This is a genomic window from Nonomuraea sp. NPDC026600 (assembly GCF_040638335.1).
Taxonomy (GTDB): Bacteria; Actinomycetota; Actinomycetes; order Streptosporangiales; family Streptosporangiaceae; genus Nonomuraea.
In genome coordinates this window covers 228,898-253,636 of sequence record NZ_JBEZYD010000002.1, presented here as the reverse complement: position 1 = coordinate 253,636, position 24,739 = coordinate 228,898, and the positions used below count along the sequence as shown (strand labels likewise).

The 24,739-nt window shown below is 66.4% G+C and carries 27 protein-coding genes and 2 pseudogenes; 14 read left to right on the top strand and 15 right to left on the bottom strand.

What is annotated here, in order from left to right; translation table 11 throughout:
- Positions 1 to 36: 36 nt before the first annotated feature.
- Complete coding sequence (locus tag AB0F17_RS04855; protein WP_358016312.1) at positions 37 to 609, top strand: hypothetical protein; 573 nt, start codon at positions 37 to 39, stop codon at positions 607 to 609.
- Positions 610 to 688: 79 nt separating this feature from the next.
- On the opposite strand, the pseudogene AB0F17_RS04850 reads toward AB0F17_RS04855, so the two are convergent.
- The 3 genes and pseudogenes from AB0F17_RS04850 to AB0F17_RS04840 form a co-directional block, all read right to left on the bottom strand.
- Positions 689 to 844: pseudogene (locus AB0F17_RS04850) on the bottom strand (IS5/IS1182 family transposase); the annotation flags it as partial.
- Between the two features lie 237 nt (positions 845 to 1,081).
- Entirely contained in the window at positions 1,082 to 1,366 is a 285-nt protein-coding gene (locus tag AB0F17_RS04845) for an NUDIX domain-containing protein (RefSeq protein ID WP_358016309.1), read from the bottom strand.
- Positions 1,367 to 1,569: 203 nt separating this feature from the next.
- On the bottom strand, positions 1,570 to 2,859 hold the full coding sequence (locus tag AB0F17_RS04840) for a helix-turn-helix transcriptional regulator (protein WP_358016306.1): 1,290 nt from the start codon (positions 2,857 to 2,859) through the stop codon (positions 1,570 to 1,572).
- A gap of 170 nt (positions 2,860 to 3,029) precedes the next feature.
- Here AB0F17_RS04840 and AB0F17_RS04835 point away from each other — a divergent pair, with 170 nt between their 5' ends.
- The 6 genes from AB0F17_RS04835 (at position 3,030) to tgmC (ending at position 7,375) form a co-directional block, all read left to right on the top strand.
- On the top strand, positions 3,030 to 3,674 hold the full coding sequence (locus AB0F17_RS04835) for a hypothetical protein (RefSeq protein WP_358016303.1): 645 nt from the start codon (positions 3,030 to 3,032) through the stop codon (positions 3,672 to 3,674).
- A 103-nt stretch (positions 3,675 to 3,777) separates the two neighbouring features.
- A complete protein-coding gene (locus AB0F17_RS04830; protein WP_358016300.1) occupies positions 3,778 to 4,251 on the top strand; it encodes an ATP-binding protein in 474 nt (157 codons plus the stop codon).
- Positions 4,248 to 4,556 carry a hypothetical protein gene (locus AB0F17_RS04825; protein ID WP_358016297.1) on the top strand — a complete coding sequence of 103 codons (309 nt, stop codon included), beginning with the start codon at positions 4,248 to 4,250 and terminating at the stop codon, positions 4,554 to 4,556. Before AB0F17_RS04830 ends, AB0F17_RS04825 begins: the two co-directional genes overlap by 4 nt.
- Positions 4,557 to 5,026: 470 nt before the next feature.
- Positions 5,027 to 5,290 (top strand): putative ATP-grasp-modified RiPP, encoded by a 264-nt coding sequence (gene tgmA, locus AB0F17_RS04820; RefSeq protein WP_358016294.1) that lies wholly within the window; start codon positions 5,027 to 5,029, stop codon positions 5,288 to 5,290.
- Between the two features lies 1 nt (position 5,291).
- A complete protein-coding gene (gene tgmB / locus AB0F17_RS04815; protein WP_358016292.1) occupies positions 5,292 to 6,236 on the top strand; it encodes an ATP-grasp ribosomal peptide maturase in 945 nt (314 codons plus the stop codon).
- On the top strand, positions 6,233 to 7,375 hold the full coding sequence (gene tgmC, locus AB0F17_RS04810) for an ATP-grasp peptide maturase system methyltransferase (RefSeq protein ID WP_358016289.1): 1,143 nt from the start codon (positions 6,233 to 6,235) through the stop codon (positions 7,373 to 7,375). Before tgmB ends, tgmC begins: the two co-directional genes overlap by 4 nt.
- A 902-nt stretch (positions 7,376 to 8,277) precedes the next feature.
- On the opposite strand, the gene AB0F17_RS04805 is transcribed toward tgmC, so the two are convergent.
- Positions 8,278 to 8,460: a hypothetical protein gene (locus AB0F17_RS04805; RefSeq protein WP_358016286.1), complete on the bottom strand. Its 183-nt coding sequence runs from the start codon at positions 8,458 to 8,460 to the stop codon at positions 8,278 to 8,280.
- A 377-nt stretch (positions 8,461 to 8,837) separates the two neighbouring features.
- On the opposite strand from AB0F17_RS04805, the gene AB0F17_RS04800 reads away from it, so the two are divergent.
- Together AB0F17_RS04800 and AB0F17_RS04795 are read left to right on the top strand one after the other, a co-directional pair.
- Positions 8,838 to 9,647 (top strand): alpha/beta hydrolase, encoded by an 810-nt coding sequence (locus tag AB0F17_RS04800; protein ID WP_358016283.1) that lies wholly within the window; start codon positions 8,838 to 8,840, stop codon positions 9,645 to 9,647.
- On the top strand, positions 9,644 to 10,438 hold the full coding sequence (locus AB0F17_RS04795; protein WP_358016280.1) for a MerR family transcriptional regulator: 795 nt from the start codon (positions 9,644 to 9,646) through the stop codon (positions 10,436 to 10,438). Before AB0F17_RS04800 ends, AB0F17_RS04795 begins: the two co-directional genes overlap by 4 nt.
- 96 nt (positions 10,439 to 10,534) lie before the next feature.
- On the opposite strand, the pseudogene AB0F17_RS04790 reads toward AB0F17_RS04795, so the two are convergent.
- Positions 10,535 to 10,705, bottom strand: a pseudogene (locus tag AB0F17_RS04790) (IS5/IS1182 family transposase); the annotation flags it as partial.
- Positions 10,706 to 10,952: 247 nt separating this feature from the next.
- Positions 10,953 to 11,582: an LUD domain-containing protein gene (locus AB0F17_RS04785; RefSeq protein ID WP_358016277.1), complete on the bottom strand. Its 630-nt coding sequence runs from the start codon at positions 11,580 to 11,582 to the stop codon at positions 10,953 to 10,955.
- A 251-nt stretch (positions 11,583 to 11,833) separates the two neighbouring features.
- Here AB0F17_RS04785 and sigJ point away from each other — a divergent pair, with 251 nt between their 5' ends.
- Together sigJ and AB0F17_RS04775 are read left to right on the top strand one after the other, a co-directional pair.
- On the top strand, positions 11,834 to 12,772 hold the full coding sequence (gene sigJ, locus AB0F17_RS04780) for an RNA polymerase sigma factor SigJ (RefSeq protein ID WP_358016275.1): 939 nt from the start codon (positions 11,834 to 11,836) through the stop codon (positions 12,770 to 12,772).
- A 324-nt stretch (positions 12,773 to 13,096) separates the two neighbouring features.
- Positions 13,097 to 13,357, top strand: a complete 261-nt coding sequence (locus AB0F17_RS04775) for a response regulator (RefSeq protein WP_358016273.1) — start codon at positions 13,097 to 13,099, stop codon at positions 13,355 to 13,357.
- A gap of 43 nt (positions 13,358 to 13,400) precedes the next feature.
- Here the strand turns inward: AB0F17_RS04775 and AB0F17_RS04770 are convergent, their stop codons facing one another.
- The 6 genes from AB0F17_RS04770 to AB0F17_RS04745 form a co-directional block, all read right to left on the bottom strand.
- Positions 13,401 to 14,153 carry a GntR family transcriptional regulator gene (locus tag AB0F17_RS04770; RefSeq protein WP_358016270.1) on the bottom strand — a complete coding sequence of 251 codons (753 nt, stop codon included), beginning with the start codon at positions 14,151 to 14,153 and terminating at the stop codon, positions 13,401 to 13,403.
- A 566-nt stretch (positions 14,154 to 14,719) separates the two neighbouring features.
- Positions 14,720 to 15,349: a hypothetical protein gene (locus AB0F17_RS04765; RefSeq protein ID WP_358016267.1), complete on the bottom strand. Its 630-nt coding sequence runs from the start codon at positions 15,347 to 15,349 to the stop codon at positions 14,720 to 14,722.
- Entirely contained in the window at positions 15,346 to 15,750 is a 405-nt protein-coding gene (locus AB0F17_RS04760) for a hypothetical protein (protein WP_358016264.1), read from the bottom strand. Before AB0F17_RS04760 ends, AB0F17_RS04765 begins: the two co-directional genes overlap by 4 nt.
- A 32-nt stretch (positions 15,751 to 15,782) precedes the next feature.
- A complete protein-coding gene (locus AB0F17_RS04755) occupies positions 15,783 to 16,613 on the bottom strand; it encodes a helix-turn-helix transcriptional regulator (RefSeq protein WP_358017354.1) in 831 nt (276 codons plus the stop codon).
- Complete coding sequence (locus tag AB0F17_RS04750) at positions 16,610 to 17,131, bottom strand: DUF6879 family protein (RefSeq protein WP_358016261.1); 522 nt, start codon at positions 17,129 to 17,131, stop codon at positions 16,610 to 16,612. Before AB0F17_RS04750 ends, AB0F17_RS04755 begins: the two co-directional genes overlap by 4 nt.
- Complete coding sequence (locus AB0F17_RS04745) at positions 17,118 to 17,324, bottom strand: hypothetical protein (RefSeq protein WP_358016258.1); 207 nt, start codon at positions 17,322 to 17,324, stop codon at positions 17,118 to 17,120. The genes AB0F17_RS04750 and AB0F17_RS04745 overlap by 14 nt, the downstream gene beginning before the upstream one ends.
- A 748-nt stretch (positions 17,325 to 18,072) precedes the next feature.
- On the opposite strand from AB0F17_RS04745, the gene AB0F17_RS04740 reads away from it, so the two are divergent.
- Both AB0F17_RS04740 and AB0F17_RS04735 read left to right on the top strand, forming a co-directional pair.
- The gene (locus tag AB0F17_RS04740; protein WP_358016255.1) at positions 18,073 to 19,569 is read left to right on the top strand and encodes a serine/threonine-protein kinase; all 1,497 of its coding nucleotides are present in this window, start codon (positions 18,073 to 18,075) and stop codon (positions 19,567 to 19,569) included.
- A 9-nt stretch (positions 19,570 to 19,578) separates the two neighbouring features.
- On the top strand, positions 19,579 to 20,079 hold the full coding sequence (locus tag AB0F17_RS04735; protein ID WP_358016253.1) for an NUDIX domain-containing protein: 501 nt from the start codon (positions 19,579 to 19,581) through the stop codon (positions 20,077 to 20,079).
- Here the strand turns inward: AB0F17_RS04735 and AB0F17_RS04730 are convergent.
- The 3 genes from AB0F17_RS04730 to AB0F17_RS04720 are packed head-to-tail and all read right to left on the bottom strand — an operon-like array spanning position 20,065 to position 23,182.
- Positions 20,065 to 20,886, bottom strand: coding sequence for a carbohydrate ABC transporter permease (locus tag AB0F17_RS04730; protein ID WP_358016250.1), 822 nt, complete (start codon positions 20,884 to 20,886; stop codon positions 20,065 to 20,067). The two genes, AB0F17_RS04735 and AB0F17_RS04730, sit on opposite strands and share 15 nt — an antisense overlap.
- The gene (locus AB0F17_RS04725; RefSeq protein WP_214638115.1) at positions 20,886 to 21,815 is read right to left on the bottom strand and encodes a sugar ABC transporter permease; all 930 of its coding nucleotides are present in this window, start codon (positions 21,813 to 21,815) and stop codon (positions 20,886 to 20,888) included. The genes AB0F17_RS04730 and AB0F17_RS04725 overlap by 1 nt, the downstream gene beginning before the upstream one ends.
- Positions 21,812 to 23,182 carry an extracellular solute-binding protein gene (locus AB0F17_RS04720; protein ID WP_358016247.1) on the bottom strand — a complete coding sequence of 457 codons (1,371 nt, stop codon included), beginning with the start codon at positions 23,180 to 23,182 and terminating at the stop codon, positions 21,812 to 21,814. The genes AB0F17_RS04725 and AB0F17_RS04720 overlap by 4 nt, the downstream gene beginning before the upstream one ends.
- A gap of 162 nt (positions 23,183 to 23,344) precedes the next feature.
- Here AB0F17_RS04720 and AB0F17_RS04715 point away from each other — a divergent pair, with 162 nt between their 5' ends.
- Positions 23,345 to 24,505 (top strand): ROK family transcriptional regulator, encoded by a 1,161-nt coding sequence (locus AB0F17_RS04715; protein ID WP_358016244.1) that lies wholly within the window; start codon positions 23,345 to 23,347, stop codon positions 24,503 to 24,505.
- The last annotated feature ends 234 nt before the right edge of the window (positions 24,506 to 24,739 follow it).

The window sequence follows — 24,739 nt, the reverse complement described above, 5'->3', positions numbered from 1 at the left end:
GACGAGAAGCGAGCTCCAGGAATCGAGGAAAAGAAGTTGATCATCAGAAAGGTCCTGCTCCCCTTACTGACGGTGGCCGCCGTGCTGTCCTCCGCGACCGTCTCGCACGCGAGCGTGGCGAACCGCCTGACGCCCACGCCCGAGGACCCCTGCCCCTTCGGCACCGTTCACGTGTCGATCGCGTCCGGACCGTTGCAGATGTCCAGCAGTGACCCTGCGCCCACGCTGAACATCCGCCTCATGTGCTACAACTCGACCCTCAGGCGGCTGACCCCCATCCCGGCCGGCCAGGCGATCAATCTGGAGGTCCTGGGCGTGTGGGCGACGTTGGAGGCGGCGCTGGGCGACGACACCCTGCGCAACGAGAACACCTCGTGGCCGTACGACAACGCCACGGCGAACGCGTCATACCAGACCTTCACGACGGCGTCCGGCCAGTACACCATGCCCGCCGCGGGCTGGAACAAGCTCAAGAACGTCGGCAAGCCCGACACCTGGGGCGTGCTCTACTGGCACACCATGGTCTGCCACCGCTGGCCGGGAGACACCGAAGTCAGCGGGTGCATAATCAACGAGCCGACGAAACTGCTGTTCATCGATCACATCTGAGTTCCGCCGCACGGATACCAGGTGGCCGCGCCGGCAGTGAGAGGTCCTGACAATGGACTTCTCGGACGAGGCGTCGCCGGCAGATGATCGCGACGGCGAGGGTCATGGAGGCTCCGTGGATGTCGTCGCGGATCTCCCACCGGATGCGCAGGCGGCGGAACCAGTGCAGCGGGGCTGGCGTGCGTTCGATGACCCAGCGATGAACGCCCAGGCCGGAGCCGTGCGGGGTCGGCCGCGTGCCGGCCCCGCACTCCCGTGGACGCAACCTCGGTTAGCCGAGCTGGGTACGGTTCCCGGCGGTACGGGCCTGGATGGGGTCGGGAGCATCAGGGCTGACGGCCGGCCACCGCGTTGATCGTGGCCCACTCGGTCGGGTGATCCGGCCGCACCTCGTCGACCATCCGAACCGTCCGTCTACGCAGCTCTGGGTCAGGTCCAGCTCGCCTTGTTCGCACGCGCGCAGTCCTCCGGGTCAGGCTTGCTGGACGAGCTTCTTGTGAGCCTCGGGCATCCCCTCGGGTAGAGCGTCCGGGGCGAACAGCTTGGCGTCGATGACCTCTCTGCCATCCACGGCGAGGTTGCCGAGTCCGCCAATCAGGGTGGCCTCGTAGAAGATCTCGATGCGGAGCTTGTAGCCGCTGTTCACGTGGAGGAGGCGGCCGACCTTGACGGTCAGGCCGGTCTCTTCGCGGATCTCTCGGGCGATCGTGTCCTCGTGCTTCTCGCCTTTGCCGGCGTAGCCGGTGGGGAAGCCCATTGCCGGTCGGCGGGCCACAGGCGGTGGCGCAGCAGGAGAACCTGACCATCCTCGGCGCGAGTGACACCGGTGACCCCGCACATGAACTTGGCGTGCATGAGCCACAGAAAACGCCACTGCAGGGGCTTGCCGATCCGCCACAACTTGGCCAGCAGCTCGTTCACGTCGCTATCTCCACGGGTCGGCGGCGGAGCGCGAACGGCTCAGGTACCAGCCAGCACCAGGGCGAGCCGGTCCGCGCCCGTACTGGTCGGATGGCGGCGTACCAGTTCGATGGCCAGACCGCGGATGCCGGCGCGGTCGCGCACCTCGGCGCGGGCGTGCCCGTGCGCGGCCAGTAGAGCGCCGATGGCCCGGCTGGGATTGTCGGCCTGCGCCCAGACGCGGGCCAGGTCGGTGAGCAGCCGCGCCCGCCGTTCAGGGGTGGGGAACTGGGCAGGGTGCAGGCCCTGGCCGGCGCGCATCGCGGCTCCGGGCTCGCCGAGTGCCCAATGCACACCCACTCGGTACAGAGCGACCTGGGCCGGGGTGACGGCGAACCGGTTCGCGGCGGGCAGCTCGTGCGGCACGGTTCGTGCGGCACGGGCGGCTTCTGCGATCAGCTCGATGGCCCGGTCGCGGTCGCCGGCCTGGGCGGCGTTGTAGGCCGAGGTGCACAAGATCTGCGCCAGCGTGTTCGCCGCGGCGGCCGTACGCAGACCGCTGTTGTCGAGCCGGGTGGCCGCCGCGTACATAACCTGTTCGGCGAGCTCCCTGTGGCCCTGGTGGCGCAGCACGATGCCGCAGGACCGGGCGGCCATCGCCTGGGCGACCGGGTCGCCGGACAGGGTGGCGTAGGTGGCGGCCCGATCGGCGGTGATGCGGCTGGCCTGCAGACGTCCGACCTTCAGCAACGCCCCAGACGCCAGGTCATAGCAGCCTGCCAGCAGGGCGAGGTGGCGTTCGTCGCCCAGCGCGCGATCCAGCACATCGTGCCCCGCCGATAGCAGACCGGGCAGACCGCGCAGAAAGGCGGCCAAGTCTCCGGTGTCGAATCGCAACCGGGCCTGGCCCAGCAGACTCGCCACCTCACTGGCGGAGGCCGCGGCTTTGGGCGCAGGCAACACCGCCAGCGCCTCCTCGACTTTGGCCAGCAGGGCGGCGGGCACCGCAAGGCCCGCTCCGATCAGCAAACTGCGTCGTCGCACCGGATCATCCTCCCCACCCGCACTTGCCGCCACACTATGACCGTCGAGCGGCAAGAACCCGGGTTCGACGGAGATCGGCAGGCGGATCGGCCCGGACCCCTCACAGGGTGAAGCCAGACCGAGGGCCTCGGGCGAGATTCCCAAGACATCGACGAACGTTCGCAGCAAAGTGATGTCGGTCAGCGGCGTCTTCCCTCGCTCGTAGCGCGACAACTGGGCTGGTGAGTAGCCGCAGCACTGTCCGAGTTCGGCCAGCGTCATCTTCCTGGCCTGGCGCGCGATACGCACGATCTGTCCGGCGTCCATCGACGGCTCCTGGCGATGAGGGACCGCACTCATAGTAACCGTGAGGTTACAGAATTTCGCGGCGGTTTGCACGCGACGCAAAGAGGTTTGCAAGACATGCAAGGCCGACAGCCAACCTGCGAAAACGTGGTGATCTCGAAGTCTCATCCCCCATCCGGAAGAGGCTTACGATGACCGTCCTGCTCTCCAGCGAACATCTCGACGGGACCCCAGCCGAGCAACACCGGCTCCACTCTCTGCTGCGCGACCTGCGCACCGAGACTGCGCCTGCGCCGCTGCCCGGCATCACTTTCCAGACGCTCGCGCAACTCCTGACAGCCCGGCCCGTCACCGTCGATCTCGACCTGTTCCGAACCGGGTACGAACTGCTTGCCACCCGCTACGCCGAGATCGGCATGCGCGCCCTGCTTCCACCCGAGCGGGTGTGGATCGGCGTCCACTCCACCGCCGCCGAAGGAGTGCGCTCTTCTGATCCGGCTAGCAAACGACCTGCGGGACCTGGGCGCGGAAGTGGGGGTGAAGGCGGGCAGGAAGCGGCATCCGGTGCTGACACTGTCCATCCCTTCCGGCTGGGTGAACGTGCGCGCGACGGTGCGCAAGGGGGCCTGGGCCTTCAACTGGGGATGATGGCCATGGTGCCGGGTGAATGCCCAGAACAAGGATGCGGCCGAACGACTGCTGAAACAGACCCTGATATGACAGGCCGGATCTTGGCGGAGTGCGCTCCGGCCAGCATGGGACCGGCGGTCGGGGGTGCTCGGCTGTGCATCACAGAAGCTCTGCGGGGACGGGCGTTCGCGGTGGCGGAATCGTGACCGGGGAATTCCTCGCCGAGCTGGTATTCCCGGCGGGCCAAGAGCGGCGGCGAGTGGGGGCGTACGACGTGGACGCGGCTACACCGGTCTGGGAGGTGACGCGGTGAGCGCGCGGTTTCTTGGTGAAGTCGTGTTGCCGGGGGTGGCGCAGTCGGTGGCGGTGGCTCGTCACTGTGTCGGGGCGATGCTGGCGGCGGCGGGGCATCGGGGCATGGAGGATGCGCGGTTGATCGTCAGCGAGCTAGTGAGCAATTGCCTGATCCATACCGCTTCGGGGCTGTATGGCGGGCTGGTGACGGTGGAGGTCGTCGCCGTTGATGCCGAGATCGTTCGCGTTGAGGTGACCGATGACGGTGCGGACGCGGTTCCTCGATCGCGGGTGTCCGGCGGTGACGACTGTCATGGGCGGGGTCTGTGGCTGGTCGAGCAGATCTCGCTCAAGTGGGGCGTGCGCCTGTTGGGCGCGGGACAGCGCGCGGTCTGGGCGGAGACGTTCACGGGGGTGGCCGTGCCTGGCCGCGCCGGGGAAGGCGTGATAGCCGGGGTCGCGCGCAGAGAGTGGGAGGTGAAGAGGTGAGCTGGGTGTTCGGCCCCTGGCAGTTTCCCCCTCATTGCACGGCGCCGCACGTGTCCGCCGTCCAGTCGCACTACGAGGAGCTGGCATGGAACGCTCCACGCGGGGGCGAGCCGGACGGCCGGGTAATGCAGTGGACCTGCGACTGCAATGAGGTCGTTTACGAACTGATCACGCTCGGCGGGTTGCGGTTCATTCGCCGTACAGCTCTCCAGGCCGGGAAGAGCGTCATTCACGAGAGTGATCGCTGGTCCTTCCGTGTGGCAGATGCCATGTGGAGCGCCCTTCTGATGGGGCACGCGAGATGACCGGAAGATCATCGGGCGGCGGGACCCCGCACGCTGGCTGTGTCGATCTTGTGCGGTCGGATGATGCCGCCGAGAGAGGTTGATGAGGCGGGGTGTGGTGAGGCGATGAGAGCAGCCTGCCGCGTGAGGGCTGTCGGGCCCTCATCGCCAAGGAACTCGCCGCACCCTCGTGGACGGCAACGCGGTCGATGCTCCTCAGGCGCCATCCAGGGTTGAGCGCCCGCGTTGCCGTCCACGTAATCCCGTGGGCCGATCGATAAGGATGTGATTACGGGACAAATAATACAACAGCAAGCTAATTGTATCGTTATGGAAAATCCCTGCGCCTTGCCGCAAGAGTGAACACGCGACAAGTCGCAGGATCGTATTATCACGCATCAAAAATGGCCCTTTATAATGCGCTGATGCTATCAGCATCATTGACAACTCTGTAAGTCAGAGCTAATGCTTGAGCGCAAGGAGGACACGAAATGCTCGAAGATCGAAATCGTCCCTGGGGATTGACTCGCCTCAGTCCCTTGCCTGCTGCATCTCCGGCGTTCTACGAGAGCGTTCATCTCGACCCGCGCTCTCAGCGGGCCGTGTATGTGGGACCTGGAGGGCAACCGATCGAGGCGGGCAAGCACGGCACCAACAAGGAGACGAAGAAGAAGGAAAAGACAGGAAGCAGGGGAGACGGCAAAGATCCCACGCCTCCCGACGAGGTGGAAGTGACCGACTACGATAACGACTGATATGGACGAAGGCGTAATTCTGGTCCTCACGTGCCTGGAGGACTCATCGGCAGATATGGTAATCGGCCACCTCGTGGCTCGCGGTGCGCAAGTCGCCCGCTTCGACCCGGGCGAAGATTTCCCGAAAACGGCCACGCTTTCCTGTGCGTTTGCAGGGCGGTCATCGCGGGAGTACCTAATTACACCATCGCGACATGTCGATCTGGAAAAGGTGCGGGCTGTCTACTACCGGCGGCCCACGCCTTATCGTTACGATGTGGGCTCACAGTTAGAGCAGTTTGCACGAAAAGAGACCAAGTTCGGGCTCGGCGGCGTTTTGGCGTCCTTGCCATGCAGCTATGTGAGCCACCCCTGGTCACTGGCGAGAGCTGAACACAAGCCCCTACAGCTTCGCGTGGCCCAGCGGGCAGGATTCACTGTGCCAGCCACTCTCATCACCAACTGCCTCGACGATGCCCGCGCCTTTGCCGCCACGCATGGGCCAATCATCTATAAGCCCTTGCGAGGCGCAGCCATCGTTGATTCCACCGGCGCACTTTGTACTATCTGGACGTCCACCGTAGATCCGACCGAATTGGACGAGAGAGTGAGGTTCGCGCCGCACCTGTTTCAAGCTCGGGTGGACAAGACGGCGGATCTCCGTGTGACTGTTGTCGGAGATGACCTCTTCTGCGTGAGAATTGACTCTGATCTCCTCGATTGGCGACAGGATTACAATCGGCTTTCCTATACGGTGGTAGAGGCTCCGCCCGGCCTTGCCGAGAAATGCGTGACATTTCTGGAAACGCTTGAACTACGCTTTGGGGCATTCGACTTTGCCCTCTCCCAAGATGGGCCGGTATTTCTTGAATGCAACCCCAATGGGCAATGGGGGTGGATTGAAGATGAAACGGGAGTATCGATATCCGCCGCCATCGCCGATCTTCTCTTGGAGAATCTCAAATGAGCACCCCGCAAACGCCAACAGAGTTTCCTTCGCCTCGAAATGCTCTAGCCGACACCTTCAGCAACTCTTCGTGGCGGCATGCGATTGAATTCGTCGCGCGTGAACTCTTCCTAGGAAATGCGGTCTTCCAGAGCACGGAGTACGGGGATCGCTGGGATGTCATCAGGCGCGTTGACATGAGTACGGATGACTGGCTGTGTCTGGTCTACCGTGATGTCACTTGGGTTACCCAGGTGAACGGCATCATGGCGGAGCAGGCGACCGGCCGAACGTCAGGCGTGCCTACCTCCTCGTCCACCATGCCCAGCCTGGTCGTCCGGATGCTGGAGGCTGCCCAGATCCGCGAGGAAGACAAGGTATTGGAGATTGGAACAGGAACCGGATACTCCACCGCTCTGATGTGTTACCGACTCGGAGACAGCAGGGTGACCTCGATCGAGTACGACCCTGCGGTAGCCGCTCGCGCTCACAATGCGATCCAAGCCGCCGGATATACCCCGACGCTCGCTGTGGGTGACGGACTGGCAGGGTATGCGGATAGCGCCGAATACGATCGCCTGATCGCCACCTGTTCCGTACGCTATATCCCGGTGCCCTGGATGTGGCAGGTGCGCGATGGTGGGACTATTACCACCCCGATGGCGGGATGGATGGGAGGCGTCGCGTTCGCTCACCTGACCCTCGACGACGCAGGAAATGCATACGGACGCTTTCTGAGTGATGATCTTTATTTCATGACCGCGCGTCCACACCTACCCCATCCCCTGGCATCTACTCTGGTACCGCGAGGAGAGCCACGAGAGAGCAAAATTGATCCCAACATCCTTGATGACAGCACAGGATTGTTCGTCGCCCAGTTGGGCGCACCGTCGGCCCAGCGCGCCGGTCTGGGAGACGAGACAATTCTGCTCGATGTCGCCACCGGCTCACAGGCGAGCACCCGCAAAGCTGAGGATGGAGGGTGGGTGGTGCAGCAGCATGGCCCGTTGCGTCTTTGGGATGCGGTTGAGGATGCCATAGGGATATGGCGGCAAGCAGGCTCCCCTCATCAATCCAGCTTCGGGTTGACTGTCACTCCAAGCTGGCAGCGTGTATGGCTGGGCGACGTTGACGGCCCTTCCTGGGACCTCCCCGCCTGACCAACGTCTGAGCAGTCTGCCGGGTGCGCAGATCATCGAACTGGGCGAGGACGGCATTCACCCGGCAGAGTGGGAGAGCCTCCAATTGGTTGACCACTGGCGGCGTTTCCTCGCCAAGCCGGATTTCTAACTGCGGTACGCCCTGGACACGGACTGAGACAGAAACAAATGGCCTTCGGTAACCCGCCACACCCAGAAGATCAGGACTGGCCGCACAAGGGAACACTCGAACAGACGAACTTGGGCTCGGCGGGCACAGCTGGGGTACGCCCCCGGTGATACGGCCTTCACATGGTGGCGAGCGGCAGGGCCAGCGGCATGACCGTAGGCCACCTGTAGGGCGAGCGAGTGCGGCCGGCCCCACCACAACCTTTCGCGATCATGGCAGGCCACCGCGGGGCGGTCATGATCATTTAAGACCTGCGCGGGACGAACGCGCCATGAGGCTGACCTGTTCACCGGCAGTAGGCGTGCGGGGGCGCGTCAGCCGGTCGGCGGGTTTCGTGGTCACGGCGACTGCCCTGCTCGGCGGTCGGCGGGTTGCGCACGCCGCGCCCTCCGCCACCCGGGCTGACAGGCCAGTTCTGTCGGAGCCGAGGAGAGGCCCGGACTGGTGATCGCGGTGCGGTCGCCGTAGCGGCCGAGACGCCGAAGACGCGGATGAGGTGGACGAAGTCGGCAATGACGGTGGCTTCGTGGAGACGGTCTTCACGTATCCGGCGGGCGCCGGTGCACGCCGAAGATCCGCAACCCTGTCGCCGTGATCGCTGGAGGGAATGGGGTTTTCACGGTTCCTCGCCTCCAGGCCAAGAGCTCGCCGAGCAACTCCGGGTCGATGGGGATGGGCCGGGGTCCGGACAGGACCCCGGCAACCAGGTGTAACTACGCGGGTCGACATCTCATCAGGCGGCGTCGAGGGCTCCGGTGATTTTGCGAGCCATGTCGGTCATGGTGGGGCTGGGCTGGCCCTGGTGGGTGTGGGCGGCTGCGTCGATGGCGACGATGACGGTGTTGCGGAAGTTGTCGGCCTCTGCCGGGTCCTGCTGCTTGAGCAGGCTGATGGCCGCGGTCAGGGCCGGCAGCACCTGGTCGGCGAGGTTCAGCTACGGACTTGCCGTACTTCACGCCTTTGAGGGCCTTGGTGAGCACGTGCCCGACCAGACCGGTCGCGGAGGTCAGGGCGATGGAGCCGTGGGTGGCGACCTTGTGAGCCGAACCGGCGGCACCAGCGACGGACATGGTGGTGCTCCTTAGATCTGTTAGAGGGTGTCTTTGAACTGGTAAAACGATCTTTTCGAGACGCAGGCGTAGAGGCGTGGCCGACTCACCCGCGCACGGGTCGACGCGTCCCGATACGATGAGCGAGGACCTCGGGTGACCCGACTGGCCGGACTTCGCTGGTGAGCGTGGATGTCACCCTGGGAGTTGACCTTGACCTTAGGTCAGGGTGCACGCTGAACGGGTGACCAACTTCGACTCCCCATGGACCGGCATGGTGTCGGTCGACGACACCGCGCTGGCCGTGACCGATACCGGTGGGTCCGGCCCTTCCGTGGTCTACCTCAATGGCCAGTTCGCCACTCAGAGATACTGGCGGCGCGTCATCGCCGAACTCGGCAGCGACTACCGGCACATCACCTACGACATGCGGGCCCGCGGCCGATCGAGGCGTTCGGCCGCAGCCGCTTCGTTCGAGGCGCACGTCCGTGACGTCGATGCCGTCCTTGCGGCCAGGGGCGTGGACCGGCCGCTTCTGGTCGGCTGGTCCTACGGCGCGCCGGTCGCGCTGCACTGGGCCAGCCGGAATCCGGACCGCGTCCTGGGGATGGTGTCCGTGGACGGCGCCTACCCGTGGGGGTGGACCGACACCGTCACCCCGGAACGGATCAGGGGGCTGTTTCGCCGGTGGGGCTGGCTGTTTCCAGTGCTGCGTCCACTGCACCTGTGCGCGAACATGTCCGTCGAGCAGCATGCCCAGAGCAACATCGAACTCGTCGAGATCTGCGCCGCCCTCGACCCGGTCCTGGACGGTGTGACCTTCCCGGTCCGGTACGTGGCCGCCACGGGCGCCAACCTCGGAGGCAGCCGGGAAGAAATGGAAGAGATGCGCGCCACCCTCACCCCAGTGCTCGCCCGCAACCCGAACATCAAGATGAGCGCCAAGGTCGCCAGCAACCACGGCAACATGCTGAGCAAGGACTTCCGCGCCATCGCCGACACGATTCGCGAACTCGCCGGCACCCTACGATCACGAGGCCGGCAGAGCAGATGACGGACGGCGTCACAATCGGCCAAGCGGCGGCCTTCGTCGGCGTCACGGTGAAGACCGTGCGGCACTACCACCAGCATCGGCTGATCGACGAACCTCGCCGCGACAGCTCCGGCTACCGACGCTACGGATCGACCGACCTGCTGCGGCTGGTCCAGATCCGGACGCTGGCCGCCGCCGGCGTACCGCTGGCCGAGATCAGGGCGATACTCGACGCCGATCCTGACCGGTTCGCCGCCGCGCTCGTCGACGTCGAACGGCGCCTCACCGACCGGATCGACGATCTCATCGCGCGGCGTGACACGCTGCGCCGGCTCGCCACCGGGGACCGGGCCCTGCTGCCCGACCGCGTTCTCGCGAAGCTGGACAAGGTGGCCGCCGATCTCGGCTTCACCCCGGACGACGTGACGATGGCCCGAGAGGGCCTGGTGCTGATCAGGGCCCTGGTGCCGGAGGGCTTCGACGACTACATCTCCCGGGTCGAGCGCGGCCTCGACGACCCTGAATACGTTTCCTTGATCAAGCGTATGTGGCGTGCCGCCGAGTGGGAACCGGACGACCCCCGGGTCGACGAACTCGCCACCGCCATGGCCGACCACTATCTCGCCCATCCCGCACTGCTGCCGATCCCGGCCGGACTCCAGGCCCGCACCGACGGCGCGATCCGGTACGACCTGCTCAGCAGCTACTACGGGCAAAAGCAGAAGCCGGCCTGGGCTCGGCTGAACGCGTTGGTCGAGGCAAGATGGCGCTCGGCCGGCATCCAAATCCCGGACCAGACTCCAATTGACTGAGCCCTGCCGTCGCACCCCCGGCTTCCATCGCGTATAGGTCGGGCCCACCCCGACCTACTGAGCCAGCGGCACTCAGGCGGCCCGCGGCGCTGACGCTGGCTTTCGGGTCCACGCCTGCGGCTTCTTCCTGGTCAGCCGCCTGGTCATCAGCGTGATCGAGGCGACGGTCAGGTGGGCCTCGCTGTGCGACGGTTTGCGTTCGAAGTCGACCACATTGCGACGAGCGTTCATCAGCCAGGACAGGGACCTCTCGACGATCCAACGTCTCACCGCTCTGATACCGGGCCGTCGCCGTCCTGACACGGCGGCTGACACGACACCGCATGGTCAACGGCGAGCGCGAGGGCTGGTCAGCTGAGTCGAGGACGTCCGTGAGGAGTTCAGCGGCAGGCTGGAGGAGCGGCAGGAGTGGAATGGCCGCCGCTGGGGCTGGAGCCGATCGCCGGCCGGGCCCCGCCCGCACCGGCGCCCCGCCTGGCAGGGAGGATCTGGGCCCGCTGCCCGACGGGTGGTGTCAGAATCCGATGGCTTCGCGGAGCAGCAGGACGGTGCCGCGCCCGGGGTGGGGCTCCGCGTTGAGGACGAGAATGCGGTTGGGGGCGCTGGGCACCCCGTAGGCCTTCATGGCGCGCTCGTTCTCCAGCGGGAGGCAGTGGTCTTCGATGCGGCGCAGCGCGGTGCTCAGGTCAGGGACCACCTTCTGCGCTCCGACGACCCAGATCACGCGGGCCGCGGCGCCCGAGTAGCCGGCCAGCTGACTTCCGCTGGCCGAGGCTGCCACAAGGGAGCCGGTCTCGGTGACCGCGGCGACGCTGCCCACAATGACGTCGGGGCAGGCGATCATCCGCCAGATCTCGGTCAATTGGGTGGCGCGGTCCATGGTCACGCTGCGTGCCTTGACGGACTCGTATCGCCCGCCGCTGTTGATGTCCTCATCGATGCCGGACAGGCGGAGGGTCTCGCTGGCCCCGGTGAACACGCTGGCGCCCTCGGGAATCAGGTCTTTGAGGCGGGTACGCGCGGCGGCGGCGTCATCGAGGATTTCGACGGCGAAATTGTTCTCCCTCAACGCGGCGGCCACCCGCTCCAGGGTCTGCGCGGGCGCCGGGTCAGTGAACGATGTTGCTGGAGCCGAGGTCGTCATGGTGTCTCCTGGCTGGTCGTATGTGGCGGGCCATAACGAGCAGGTGGTGCCGTCCCAGCTCGATCGCGGGGGACGGAGGAGCGGGTCCTGGTGTGTCCCGCGCTTCCTGCCCGTTGGATGGGGTGTTCGTCTCTTCTCGTACGACAAGACCGCCCCGCGGAATGTGAGGCGGGTCGCCGACCTCACATTCCGGTGCGGTGTTTTGTCGAAGTGGTGAGGGCAGATGAGACCCAGGAGGGCCGGCGACACCCATGACCAACCAGTCCAGGCCAGAACACGGCCGGTCCGATCCAGCTCTCAGCATGATCATCAGCGAGCAGCAGCGGCTGATCAATCTCGCCTACCGGCTGCTCAGCTCGCTGGCCGAGGCCGAGGATGTCGTCCAGGAGACCTACGCCCGCTGGTACGCCATGTCCCGGGAGCAGCGGGACGCCATCGCGTCCCCCGGCGCGTGGCTGACGACGGTCGCCAGCCGTATCTGCCTCAACCTGCTCAACTCGGCACGGGCCCGGCGAGAGACCTACGTGGGCGAATGGATCCCCGAGCCGCTGCCCGAGCGTACGGAGTGGGTCACCGGGCGGCCGGGCGGCACGACCGTCGACCCGGCCGACCGGGTCACCCTGGATGAGTCGGTCAACCTGGCCTTCCTGGTCGTGCTCGAATCGATGACCCCGGCCGAGCGCGTCGCGTTCATCCTCCACGACGTCTTCCGCTACTCCTTCGCCGAAGTGGCCGAAATCGTCGGCCGTAGCCCGGCGGCATGCCGCCAGCTGGCCTCCTCGGCCCGCCGCCGCATCCACGCCTCACAGGCACCCGCGACTCCGGCGGCGCAGCAGGCCGGCGTCGTCCGGGCCTTCAAAGCGGCGTGGGAGGCCAAGGACATCGATGCCCTGATCGGCCTGCTCGACCCCGACGCCACGGCGATCGCCGATGGCGGCGGCCTTGCCATCACCTTCCTGCACCCCATCGAAGGCGGCGAGCAGATCGCGCACGCCTGGGTGGAAATCGCCCACCGGAGGCCCGGCAACATGACGTTCCTGGAACGTACGGTCAACGGCCGGCCCGGCCTGGTGGCCCAGCAGGACGGCGTCACCGTGACGGTGTTCGCGTTCGACGTCGCGGGCGACCGGATCAAGCACATCTGGGTAGTACGCAACCCCGCAAAACTCCGTCGCTGGACGACGGGCTGAGCCGCGTCTCCATACCATCGGGTCCGCTCGCAGCCGCCGGTGCGGCTCGGCTTGATCATTGTGCGGACAGCGAGACCACCCTGGAAGTGATCACGTACGGTGCCGAGTCGCCGCCGATCCTCTACGAGGTTCGGCCATGGGCGGCGTGGTACGCGACGGTGGCGAGGGCTTTGATCTCGTCGGTGTCGGCCTTCAGGAGGGTCTCCACAGGCGGCCGATGCGGAACCGGGCCGCGCAGTTCGCTGCCGGGCTGGCCGGCCGCTCACCGCCACGAGCGGTCCGTCCCGGCTCTGGCCTCCTCGTAACGAGCGTCGACGACGACTGGTGATGGCGCTGCGCTACGAGGGCTGGGAGGTGCGCAGCGCCGCCGACGGCCTGCGCGCCGTCCGGATCGCCCGTGCCTTCCGTCCGGACACCCTCGTGCTCGACGTGATGCTCTCCGACATCGACGGCCTGGAGGCGCTGCGGCGGCTGCGCGGCGAGGCGCCCGACATGCCCGTACTGTTCCTGACCGCGCGAAACTCGGTCGAGGACCGGGTGACCGGGGCTGACCGTCGGCGGCGACTCCTGCACGAAGAACGCTGACTGCGCACACGCCGACGTCCCGTCGGAACGACCACCTGATGCTCTACCGGGCCAGCAGGTTGTCCGGGTCAGCGCGGTAGCGGTAGCGCAGCTTCCACTGGTAAGTCGGCAAGACGTAGAGGTTGACCTTCACCGGCTGGTCGTCACGAGTCAGTCCCAAGTGGAAGATCTCGTAGACCCGCTGGTCGGGCGTCATGCGCAGGAACCGTGCTTCTTCGTTCGTGGGCGGCCGGACGTCGACGTCTTCTTGAATGTCCACCTGGGCATGGCCAAGTTCTGCCAGGCGGCTGCTGATCCCGCCAACGCCCGAGTCGCGTTCTGCCATCGGAGTGCCCTCCGCGATCGAGCGGGGGATGTAGGTCGTGACGATTTGGATGGGCACGCCCTCGGCGTACATGCGCCGGGCGCGGATGATGACGCTGTCGCTGTCGGGGTCAACGCCCAGGACCTCGGCGACTTCGGTGGGCGGTCGACCGGGGCCGATGGTGGTCTGGTTGTCCAGGGTGTAGCCGAGCTGTTCGAGTTCGCTGGCCAGCGATCCGCGGGCTCCGCCGCGTTCTCGGTGGGTGCGGCTGTGCCGCACGGCTGCATTGCGCAAGATGGGCGGCAGCTTGTGGACGTAGGTGCCGACGCCCATGTGCACGTAGACGAGACCCTCGGCCTTGAGGATCTTCAATGCCTTGTTGACTGTGGCCCGGTGGACGTCGAGCCCGTCGGCCAGGGTGTCTTCGTTGGGCAGCAGCGAGCCGCGCGGGTAGGTGCCATCGTGGATGGATTGGCGGATGGTGTCGGCCACCTGGCGGTAGCTTGCCGTGCTCATCACGCTCTCACCCTATCGATAGTACGTACTACCTACTCGTTGCCCTCTCAGGTCGAAGAGACTATGAAGTATGTAGTACATGCTGCACAGCGGCGGCCCTCGCCCCCAGTCCATCGCTCGCACGGCCAGGACCGGCCTGCGAACGGTGGCGGGTCGGACACAGCGCCCCCCAGCTCACGCCCGTGTCTTACCGGAGGTGCAGGGCGGTCAACACCAGCGATTCGCAAGAGACGAGGAGACCCGCTTGAGATCGCGCTAACTCTCCGCGCAGGAGGACAACGGCTCAGGTTCCGGCCAGCACCAGGGCGAGCCGGTCCGCGCCCGTACTGGTCGGATGGCGGCGTACCAGTTCGATGGCCCGGTCGCGATCGTCGGCCAGGGCGGCGTTGTAGGCCGCAAACACTCGCGTTTCCAGGGACGCCAGCCCCGGCGCCAGGCGTCCACGAACGACTGCGCGATGAGCGCGGCCAGGCCCAACAGCGGGAGGAGGGCCAGGTAGGAGGCGGTCATGCGCAGCCTGTGCAAGCTCATCTGGACATCGCCTAAGCCGTCCACGACGCATCACTTTCCATCACAGCCGGCCGCACGTCATGTAGCCGCATCAACAGCTCACGGGCGAGCACGTGATGCATGTCGTAGTCGTCGAACGCCAAGATGGCGTTCCGCTCGAACGGGACCAGCGGCGGCAGGTAAGGAACAAACACATCTGCCCGCACCCCGTACGGCGAACAGTCGCCCACGGTGAAGACGGCCGCGTTGCGCCGCAGGTGCGAACACTGGGAGATCGCTTCCGGGATGCAGGCCGGGCATGTCGGCGGCGCATTGGTGTAGCCGTCGCCATCACCGCCATGACCAGAGGACAGTAGCCACCAAATCCGCCCCGTGGCCCGATCCACAGCAGAGCGGGCGCACACCTGGCACAGCCGCTTCTCCATGGCACACCACTGCCGCAGCGTGTTGACCGTCCGGAAATCGGGCCGCCCAGCACGGGTCTGCCCCTGCCGCAGTCGAAGCACATCGTTGCGGAAGTCGTCGCGGTGCGGCACGACGTAGCTCAGCCGCAGCCCGCCACGGTGCGGTACCCACTTCAGTGGAGGGCTCTGAGTCTCGCCTGTCCACCCGATCACGTACGGGTAGCGGAACGCTGTCTGACTTACCTTGGCTCCGGTCATGGGGTTTCTCCCGCGTTCTGCGCGACCAGCAGAGCAACCCGGCCCGGCTGCGCCGCCGGTACGACCTCCACGCTGTCGGCCCGCAGCCCGTTGTCGGGTCCTCCGCGTGCCAGCTCGACCATGTAGGCGCCCGAGCGAGCCCCGATGGTCACCGTGGCGACCCGCCAACCCGCATCCGCGTAGATGACGAGCTGAGGCGGATACCGAAGCTTTTCGAGGAACGGGCCAGGATGCGCCCCACACTCGATCACCAGCCGCTTGATCAGTTGCGCGTTCACACCTTCAGCCGTCAGATGCTCAAGAACCCGATCGAGGGCGACATTCTGCGCTGCCGCCTCCGCCTCCCGGATCGGCTCCCCCCACAGGTCTTCGGCTGATGCGGTTATGTGAGTGACGGCCATGCCTTGACCGTATGAAAGTCCAGCTATAGGGCCTAGGGCATTTCTTGTTCCGGCAACAGTTCGTCCCGGACGCACTCAACGAAAGCCCGCATCTCGTCGTCGTGCATAGCTACGCGAGCAAAGCCGTGGAACTTAGCGACATATGTTCCTATGTCGCGAGGATCGGTCGTGACGATCTCGGCGTGAGGCGTCTCAACCGTCGCTAGCCGTTCATCAAAGATGCAGAATGGCGTTCCTGGCAAATCGGCCTGTGATGCCGACAGCGGCACCACGCCAATTTGGACGTTGGCCAGCCGAGAGATAGAAACAAGCCTATCTAGCTGTCCGGCCATCATCGCCGGAGGCAGGAAGCGCCATCGGAGAACCGACTCCGTGATGAGGAAACGGAACGATCTGCCCGAGTCGTATAGCGCACTTTGGCGCTCCAAGCGCGCACATACAGTTCGAGTCGTCTCCTCTGGAGTGTGATTGCGTCGTCCGACGACCGCTCGAACGTATTCGGGCGTTTGGAGTAGACCGGGGATTGCCGAGCACTGAAATAGCCGCAGGATCGCCGTCTGAGCCTCGACAGCTTGAATCTGCATCTGCTTTTTGTGTGGCCCCATGCGCCGGTACAGGCGCCATGCCGTGGCTTCTGTCGCCGCGAGGCGGGCGCCTTGGATGAACCCGGCCTTGACCTCTTCCGGGACCTGAAGGGCGGTTAAGATGCCCTCTACATCGGCGAGCGACGGTGCGAGGTGTCCATTCTCGATCTTGCTCAGCTTGGATGGGGACATGGCAGCGCTCCGGGCAACCGCTTTAGCGGGCATACCGCTAGCTTCTCGCAGTTCCCGGAGTGCCGCCGATAGGTCTTCTTTGTTCAGCTGTGACGCTCCCAGAAGGTCGTGAGCGGCTCAGCATGCTTTAGCGCTAGGTCACGATATCGGATGTACTCCGAAGTCTGGCTTTCGGGCAATACATCTGCCCCGGTGTATGCCCCTTGGCTGTCATAGTCCATGCGGACTGCTTTCCGTTCATCGAACAACCAGAAATCGTGATCAGGAAGTCCTGGCACATCGTGTCCGGCGAGGTCTAGAATGAAGAATTCTTCCCCGGCTGTGGCGTTTCGACGATAACCCCATGCGAACTCGAACCGCAGATAGTCAGTCAGCGGCGTGGTGACAACATGTACGCGGTACATGCGCTTTCCAGCCTGAACGGCGTTGCTCACGGTCGTCATCCACGGGGAATTCTTGAACTGCTCGGGTTCGTCTTCTCCGGCCAGAAAGGCCGGTAGACCTGTTCGCGTTCCTGCCGCGTCGTAGTAGTCGAGCGTTTCCAGCCGAAACGCTTCGCGGTCGAACGTCTCGAAGAGTTTGCCGAATTCCTCAGGAGAAATCACGAGCAACCTTCCAGAACAGTTCTTCGGGAATCTCCACGAGGGTTTCGTGATCGGGTACTTGCACGCCGTGCTCATCCAGGAACTTGGCTCCCTGTATCGCCATCGTTCCCCGGTCGGTTCGATAGATGGCAGGACAGGTGCCCTCGTCGCAGTCTTTCCCGTCGTCGAGCCTGGTGAGCCGGACGCGTACCATATCTGCCCCTCTCCCGTCGTTGCTCCCATGCTTGGGGGCACACGAAGGGGGGGTCAAGCTGTGCGAGTTGAAAGAACAGGAAACCCGGTCTGGCTCGCCTCGCCGGACGGCGGGCATAGAGAAGCCCCCATCCATGGACGGGGGCTCTTGGTGGTTCAGGCGCTCTCTCAGAGCGTGTCGTGGGCCTTGTCCTCGTGGGCGTTCATGAGGTCCGCTACCGAGGCAGGCACCAGGGGAGTGAAACGGAGTGAACTGGGCTTATAGCCCTATGGCGCTACCCGGCCAATTGTTCGTCCTCAGCTTCGCCAGCGTCAGGACGCAGGGGGCAATAAGGCGAACTCTCGGGATACAGGCCGAGTTGGTGCCGGTTTCGATGAGTTTCCGCCGAGCTCAGTCCGCTCCAACCAGCCGACCGGGCGAAGCGTTCTTGGAAGGCGTCCGAGCGTAGCGAGGCCCTTCAGGGGGCGGGCGTCAGCCCGCCTGGGAGGACGTCCGGAGCGAAGCGGAGGGCCTTTGTGGGCGGGCGGGCATCAGACGGCCAACCACCCAGACGGGTAAGGGGTGGGAAAGAAGAGCGCCCGGAGCGAAGCGGAGGACCTTTGAGGACAGCAGCGCCGCAGTAAGCGCCCGCGCGGCACCATCGACCCCTAATATCGCTCATGTCCGTATAGGCCCCGATATCGGAGGAAGCAGTGGGCGACCGCGGGACCGAGAACACGTCAGGACGTGCGCGAAGCGCGGCGGTCCGGTGACGCTGCTCGCGGACCGCTACCGGCTGCTGTCCCCACTCGGCCAGGGCGGCATGGGCATCGTCTGGCGGGCGGTGGACGAGCTGCTGCGGCAAGAGGTGGCCATCAAGGAGGTCCGGCTGCCACCGGATCTCGACGAGGCGTCCCGGAACGAGCTGGCCGAACGCACGCTGCGCGAGGCTCGGGCCGCGGCTCGGCTGCGTTCCCACCCGTCGATCGTCACCGTGCACGACGTCGTCCTCGACGGCGGCCGGCCGTGGATCGTCATGGAACTGGTCCAGGGCCGTTCCCTCGACCGGGTCGTCCGCGACGACGGCCCGCTGCCGCCGCAGCAGGTCGCCTGGATCGGCCTGCGGATGCTCGACGCGCTCGGGGCCGCGCACGCGATGGGCGTGCTGCACCGGGACGTCAAACCCGCCAACGTCATGCTCACCGATGACGGGCGGGTGCTGCTGACCGACTTCGGGATCGCGACCGTCGCCGGGGACGTCGCGCTCACCCAGACCGGCCTGCTCACCGGCTCGCCCGGCTACATCGCCCCCGAGCGCCTGCGCGGCGAGGCGGACGGCCCCCTTTCCGACCTGTGGTCGCTCGGCGCCACGCTGTTCACGGCGGTGGAGGGCGGCCCGCCGTTCGCCCGCCCCAACGCGGCCGCCGTGATGGCGGCCGTCCTGATGCAGCAGCCCGCCCCCACCCGGCTGGCCGGCCCGCTCGGCCCCGTGCTCGCCGCGATCCTGGAGAAGGATCCGGTACGGCGCTGCGCCCCCGGCCAGGCGGCCGACTGGCTGAACGGCGTCGCCCAGGGCGCCCCCAGCACCGACCCGGCCCTGCACCGCGAGCGGACCCAGACCGGCGCTGTGCGCAGGCGCAGCCGCATGCCCCTCATCCTGGGCGGCGCCGTGCTGGCGGTCGTGCTGACCATCGCCACAGGGGTGGTGGTCTTGGTGCGGGTCCTGCCGGACCTCAACACCACGTTCACGTTCAGCGAAACGGTCGGCGACACCCCCACCCCGGCCCCGACGTCCGGCTCCACGGGAGGCACCCGGGCGCTGTTCGCGCGCGACTTCGAGGCGTGCGGCCTGCTGACCAACGCCCAGGCGCGCTCGTTGCTCGGCGGTGCGGTGAAGCGCCAGTTCCAGACCGCTTCCGCCTGCATGTGGACCAGACCCGACAACGGCGCGTTCGTGAGCGTCACGGCGAACCGCCTGGCGGATGCCTCGACCGCGCACATCGCCCACGGGTACACGGTCAAGACCATGAAGGAGGAGCCGAAGCGCAACCCGGGGACCAAGGTCCGCAAGGGCCCGGCCATCGGAGACGAGGCGTTCAGCTACACCCGGGGCGAGGACATCGTGGGGACGATCTACCGGACCCAGATCTCGTTCCGCCTGTCGAACGTCTGGGTGATCATCTACCACACGGGCCGGCAGCCGGGATTCACCACCGCCGACCGGACGGCCAAGCTCGTCGTCAAAGCCCTCAACCGGCATCGCTAGTCTCACCTCATGGCGATCAGGAACTCGCACTGCTCCTTCTGCGGCACCGCGTACCCCCCGGACCAGCCCTGGCCGCGCACCTGCGCCGGCTGCGGCAACACCGCCTACCTCAACCCACTGCCGGTCGCGGTGCTGCTGCTGCCGGTGGACGACGGCCTGCTGGTGGTCCGCCGCGGCATCGAACCGCACCGGGGCCAGCTCGCCCTGCCCGGCGGGTTCATCGACGTGGGCGAGACCTGGCAGCAGGCCGCCGCCAGGGAACTGCAGGAGGAGACGGCCGTCGTCGTCGACGCGGACCGGGTCCGGCTGTTCGACGTGCACAGCGCTCCTGACGGCACCCTGCTGGTCTTCGGCCTGGCACCACGGACCATCTCGGCCGCCCTGCCGCCGGTCGTGCCGACGGCCGAGACCATGGAGTGGTTGCTCATAGACGGGCCACGGGAGCTGGCGTTCCCGCTGCACACCCAGGTCACCTCCGCGTACTGGGCGCGGCGCTCAGCCTTTCACTGATCCGGCGAAACTGAAGGAACCGGCGAGGTACTTGTTCACGGCGACGTAGAGGACCACGGCCGGGGCCGTGTAGATGATCGAGAAGGCGGCCAGCTCACCGTAGGCGACCTGCCCGTACTGCGAGAAGAAGGTGTAGATGGTCACTGCCGCCGGCTGCTTCTCCGGCGTGTCGAGCAGGACGAACGGGGCGAAGAAGTTCCCCCACTGGCCGACGAAGACGAAGATGGCGACGACGGCCACCCCGGGCGCCATCAACGGCCCGACGATCCTGAGCAGCGACTGCACCCAACCGGCCCCGTCGACCCAGGCGGACTCCTCCAGGCTCACTGGCACGCCATCCATGAAGTTCTTCATCATCCAGATGGAGAACGGCAGCGAACTGGCGGCCAGGAACAGCACCATGGCCGGCACCGACCCGTACAGGTTGAACCGGAAGAACATCGAGTAGACCGGCACCATGATCGCCGTGACCGGCAGTCCGGTGGTGAACAACAGCGTCAGCATGAAATGCCGCTTGAAACGCAGGGTGTAGCGGGAGAGCGGGTAGGCCGCGAGCCCGGCGACGATCACGGTGAGGATCGCGGTGCTGCCGGAGATGAGGATCGAGTTGATGATCGGGTGGTAGACGGTCTCCCAGGTCAGCACGGCGCTGAAGTTCTTGAGCGAGAACTGGAAGGTCGGCTGCGCGGCGAGGTTGGCGTCGGGTTGCAGCGAGGCGAGGATCACCCACAGGAACGGGCCGAGGAAGGCCAGCGCGATCACCGCGAGCGAGACGAGTGCCGCGCCACGGGCGGCCAGGCGGGTCATCAGGTGTCCACCTTGATCAGTCGCAGGTACACGAGGGAGAACGCCGCGCCGATGGCGAGCATCACCAGGGCCATCGCGCTGCCGTAGCCGATCTCGAAGTAGCGGAACGCCTGCTCGTACATGTAGAGCGGGGTGGTCTGGCTGGCCGTGCCCGGGCCACCGCCGGTGAGGGCGTAGATCAGGCCGAAGCTGGCCAGGGTCTGCAGCGTGATCAGCATGAGGTTCGACAGGATCGAGCGGCGGATCAGCGGCAGGGTGATGTGCACCAGCCGCCGCCAGGTGCTCGCCCCGTCCACCGCCGCCGCCTCCAGCAGTTCTCCCGGTACGTCCGAGAGCGCGGCCGAGTAGACGAGCATGGAGAACGCGGTGCCGCGCCACACGTTGGCCAGGATGATCGCGATCATCGGCGCGGTGAAGAGCCAGTCCTGGGAGAGGCCGAGGGCGCCGAGCGCCTCGTTGAGCGTGCCCTCCTCGGCCAGGAAGGAGTACCAGCACGCCGCCGCGACCACCTCGGGCACCACCCAGGCCGCGATGACGACACCGTTGACCACACTCCTGACCACCCTCCCCCGTCCCCGCTGGAGCAGCGCGATGATCAGGCCGAGGGTGTTCTGCCCGATGACGGCCGAGCCGATCACGAAGACGAAGGTCAGCAGGAGCGAGTTGCGGAAGTCCTCGTCGCCGAACATCTTGACGAAGTTGTCCACGCCGATGAACCGCGAGTTCACCGACGCGGCGCCGGTCAGCGTCTCGTTGGTGAAGGCGATGTAGACGCTCCACAGGATGGGCCCGACCATGAAGATCACGAACAGGATCAGGGCGGGCCCGAGCGGCAGCAGCCAGCGCAGCGTGCGCCGGGCCCGCCGGCGCGACTCCCCCTCCTCGGGGGAGCCGGCCAGCCGTGGCGGCGTCACGGACGTGACGGTCATGAGCCGGAGATCACCTTGTCGGGGCCGCCGACGACGCCGGGCAGCGCGTCGGCGTAGTCCTTGGCCGCCGCGTCCGGCGCCTTGGAGCCGGTCGTCATCGCCTCCATGACCTTCTGCACCTCGGCCGAGACCTTCGGGTAGACCTCGTACGCCGGGCGGTAGTGGGTGACCGAGGCCAGGTCGGACCAGAACTTCACGCTCGGGTTGTCGGCGGAGTACTTCGGGTCGGCGGCCACGTCCTTGCGGGGGGCGAGGTCACCTGTGCCGACGGAGTACAGCAGCGTGTTCTCCTTGCTGGTCGCTGTGGAGATGAAGTCCCACGCGTCCTTCTTGTCCTTGGCGTACGAGCTCATCGCCATGACCCAGCCGCCCGACATGCTGACCGCGCCGGGTGCCTCGCCGTTCTGGGTCGGCATGGGGGCCCAGCCCATCTTCTCGGTCCACTGCGGCCACGGTTTGGTGCTGGTCGGCTTCCAGGCGGCCGCCATCCAGGCTCCGTCGAGGTCGATGCCGAGCTTGCCGTTGGGGAACCAGTCCTGCCCGATCTTCTCCCCCAGCTTGGGGTTGAACGCGTCGGCCTGCTTGGGGCCGAGGTTCTCGCGGTAGATCGTGTTGATGAAGCCGAGCGAGTCGGTGAAGCCCTTGCCGGCGGCCACCCACTTCTTCTGGGTGTCGTCATAGAGCGTGCCGCCGGGGGTGCCGTAGAGCAGCATCTCGAAGCCCTGCATGGTGGCGGCCTCGCCGTGCGGCTTGGTGGAGTACATGCTGAAGGGGACGACGCCCGGGACCTTCTGCTTGATGGCGCGGGCCGCGGTCAGCACGTCCGCCCAGGTCTTGGGCTGCCACGGCGTCTGGATGCCGGCCTTGGCGAAGATGTCCTTGCTGTACCAGAGCCCTCGGGTGTCGGTGCTGATCGGGACGCCGTAGATCTTGTCGTCGGGGCCCTTGGCGGCCTGCTTGACCGAGTCGGGGTACTGGGTGGCCCAGTCGGGCCAGGACTTCAGATAGTCGTCGAGTGGGGCGAGTTTTCCGGCGGCGACGTCGGCGTTGACCTGGAACGTGTCGTGGAGGTACACGTCCGGAGCCGATTCGGCCGAGCGGTTGAGCAGGGCGAGTTTGGTGTAGTACACCTCGTTGGTGCCCTGGACCGCGGTCAGCTTGATCGTCACGCCCTTGTGCGCGGCCTCGAACTGCGTCTTGGCCTGTTTGAGCATCTTCTCCAGGTGCGGCCAGGAGGGTTCCACCCGGTAGAGGACCTCGATCTCCTTGGCCCCACTGCCGCTCTTGTCTTGCGTGTCCGCACCACACGCGCCGGCCGTTGCGGCTACCGCGACTGTCAGGATCGAGGCCACCATCGCTCGTCTCATCGGACTCCTATCTCGCCGATCCCCGAACGCGTTAACTGGGTTGACGAGACGGTAAATCTTTTTGATTTATTAAGTCAACGATGGAACCCCCGAAGACACCGGGAGCCATACATGCAAATGGGGACAAATCTTCCTAAAGTGGGTCATTTCAATCGTGCTGTCGTGCTGGAGGCGATCCAGATTTCGGACGGCATCAGCCGCGTCCAGATCGCCGGGCGGGCCGGGCTCACCGCGCAGACCGTCTCCGTCATCGTGCGCCGGCTCCTGGAGGAGGGTCTCGTCATCGAGGACGGCTCGCTCCCGTCCCGGGGCGGCAAACCGCGCACGATCCTGCGGGTGGATCCCACCGCCGGATACGCCGTCGGCATCCACTTCGATCCGGGCGAGATCTCGTACGTGCTGGCCGACCTCGCGGGACAGCCGGTCGCCAAACTCCACGCCGCCGTACGCCCCGGTCTGGCGCCCGACGCGGTCATCCGGCAGATGGCCCGCACGGCCCGCAGGATGCTGCGCGAGGCGGACGTGCCCGACCGCAAGGTGCTGGGCATCGGCCTGGCCTGCCCCGGCCCGCTCGACGCCGACGGCATCATCAACGTCCCGCCCCGCCTGACCGGATGGGATCACGTGCCCATCAAAGGCCTGCTGGAGGAGTACGCCGGGTTCCCGGTGACCGCCGACAACGACGCCACGGCGGCGGCGATCGGCGAACGCTGGGCCGGTGTGGCCCGTGCCGCGCCGAGCTTCGCCTACCTGTACCTGGGGACCGGCATCGGTGGCGGGCTGTTCCTGGACAACCAGATCTATCGCGGACGTTCCCTCAACGCCGGCGAGTTCGGCCACATCACGGTGGCGCCGGACGGCCCCGACTGCTACTGCGGCAACCGCGGCTGCGTCGAGGCGGTCTGCTGCCCGAGCGCGATCGAAGAGACCGTACGGGCGCGCCTGGCCGGGGGCGCCGAGAGCACGCTGTCCGCCGGAGGGCTCGACCACGCGGCGATCTGCGCGGCGGCCGCGGCCGGGGATCCCCTGGCCGGTGAGGTCATCGGCCAGGTCGCGGCCCGGCTCGCCGACGCCGCCGTGAGCATCGTCAACATGCTCGACATCGACCTGGTGGTGCTAGGAGGGCCCGCCATGCACAAGGTCGCGAACGTCTACCACCGGGTGGTCGCCGCGGCCGTGACCACCCGGCCCCTGGCCCGCCGCCTGCACACGGTCCAGGTCGAGCTCTCCCCCATCGCCGTCGACGCCGCCGCGATCGGGGCCGCCTCCCTGGTCTTCCACGCCACCTACGCCCCTCGGCTCAGCACGCTCCTGAACCGGTGACCTCAAGGCCCGCTGGATCCGCCGGTGAGCGAGGATCGCGTGGGCATATGGCCGGCGCGATCACGCGGGCGCGGACGACGTGGCCGGCGCGGATCTCCACGTCCAGCGACCGCGAAGATCCAGGCGAACAGCGCGATCACCGTGGCCTTGCGCGTCTGCCGCACCCCGACGCGAGGCAAGGGCCGGGTGCCGGTTTCCGGGACGCCCGAAGAGGTCGTTGTCATGGAGATGGCC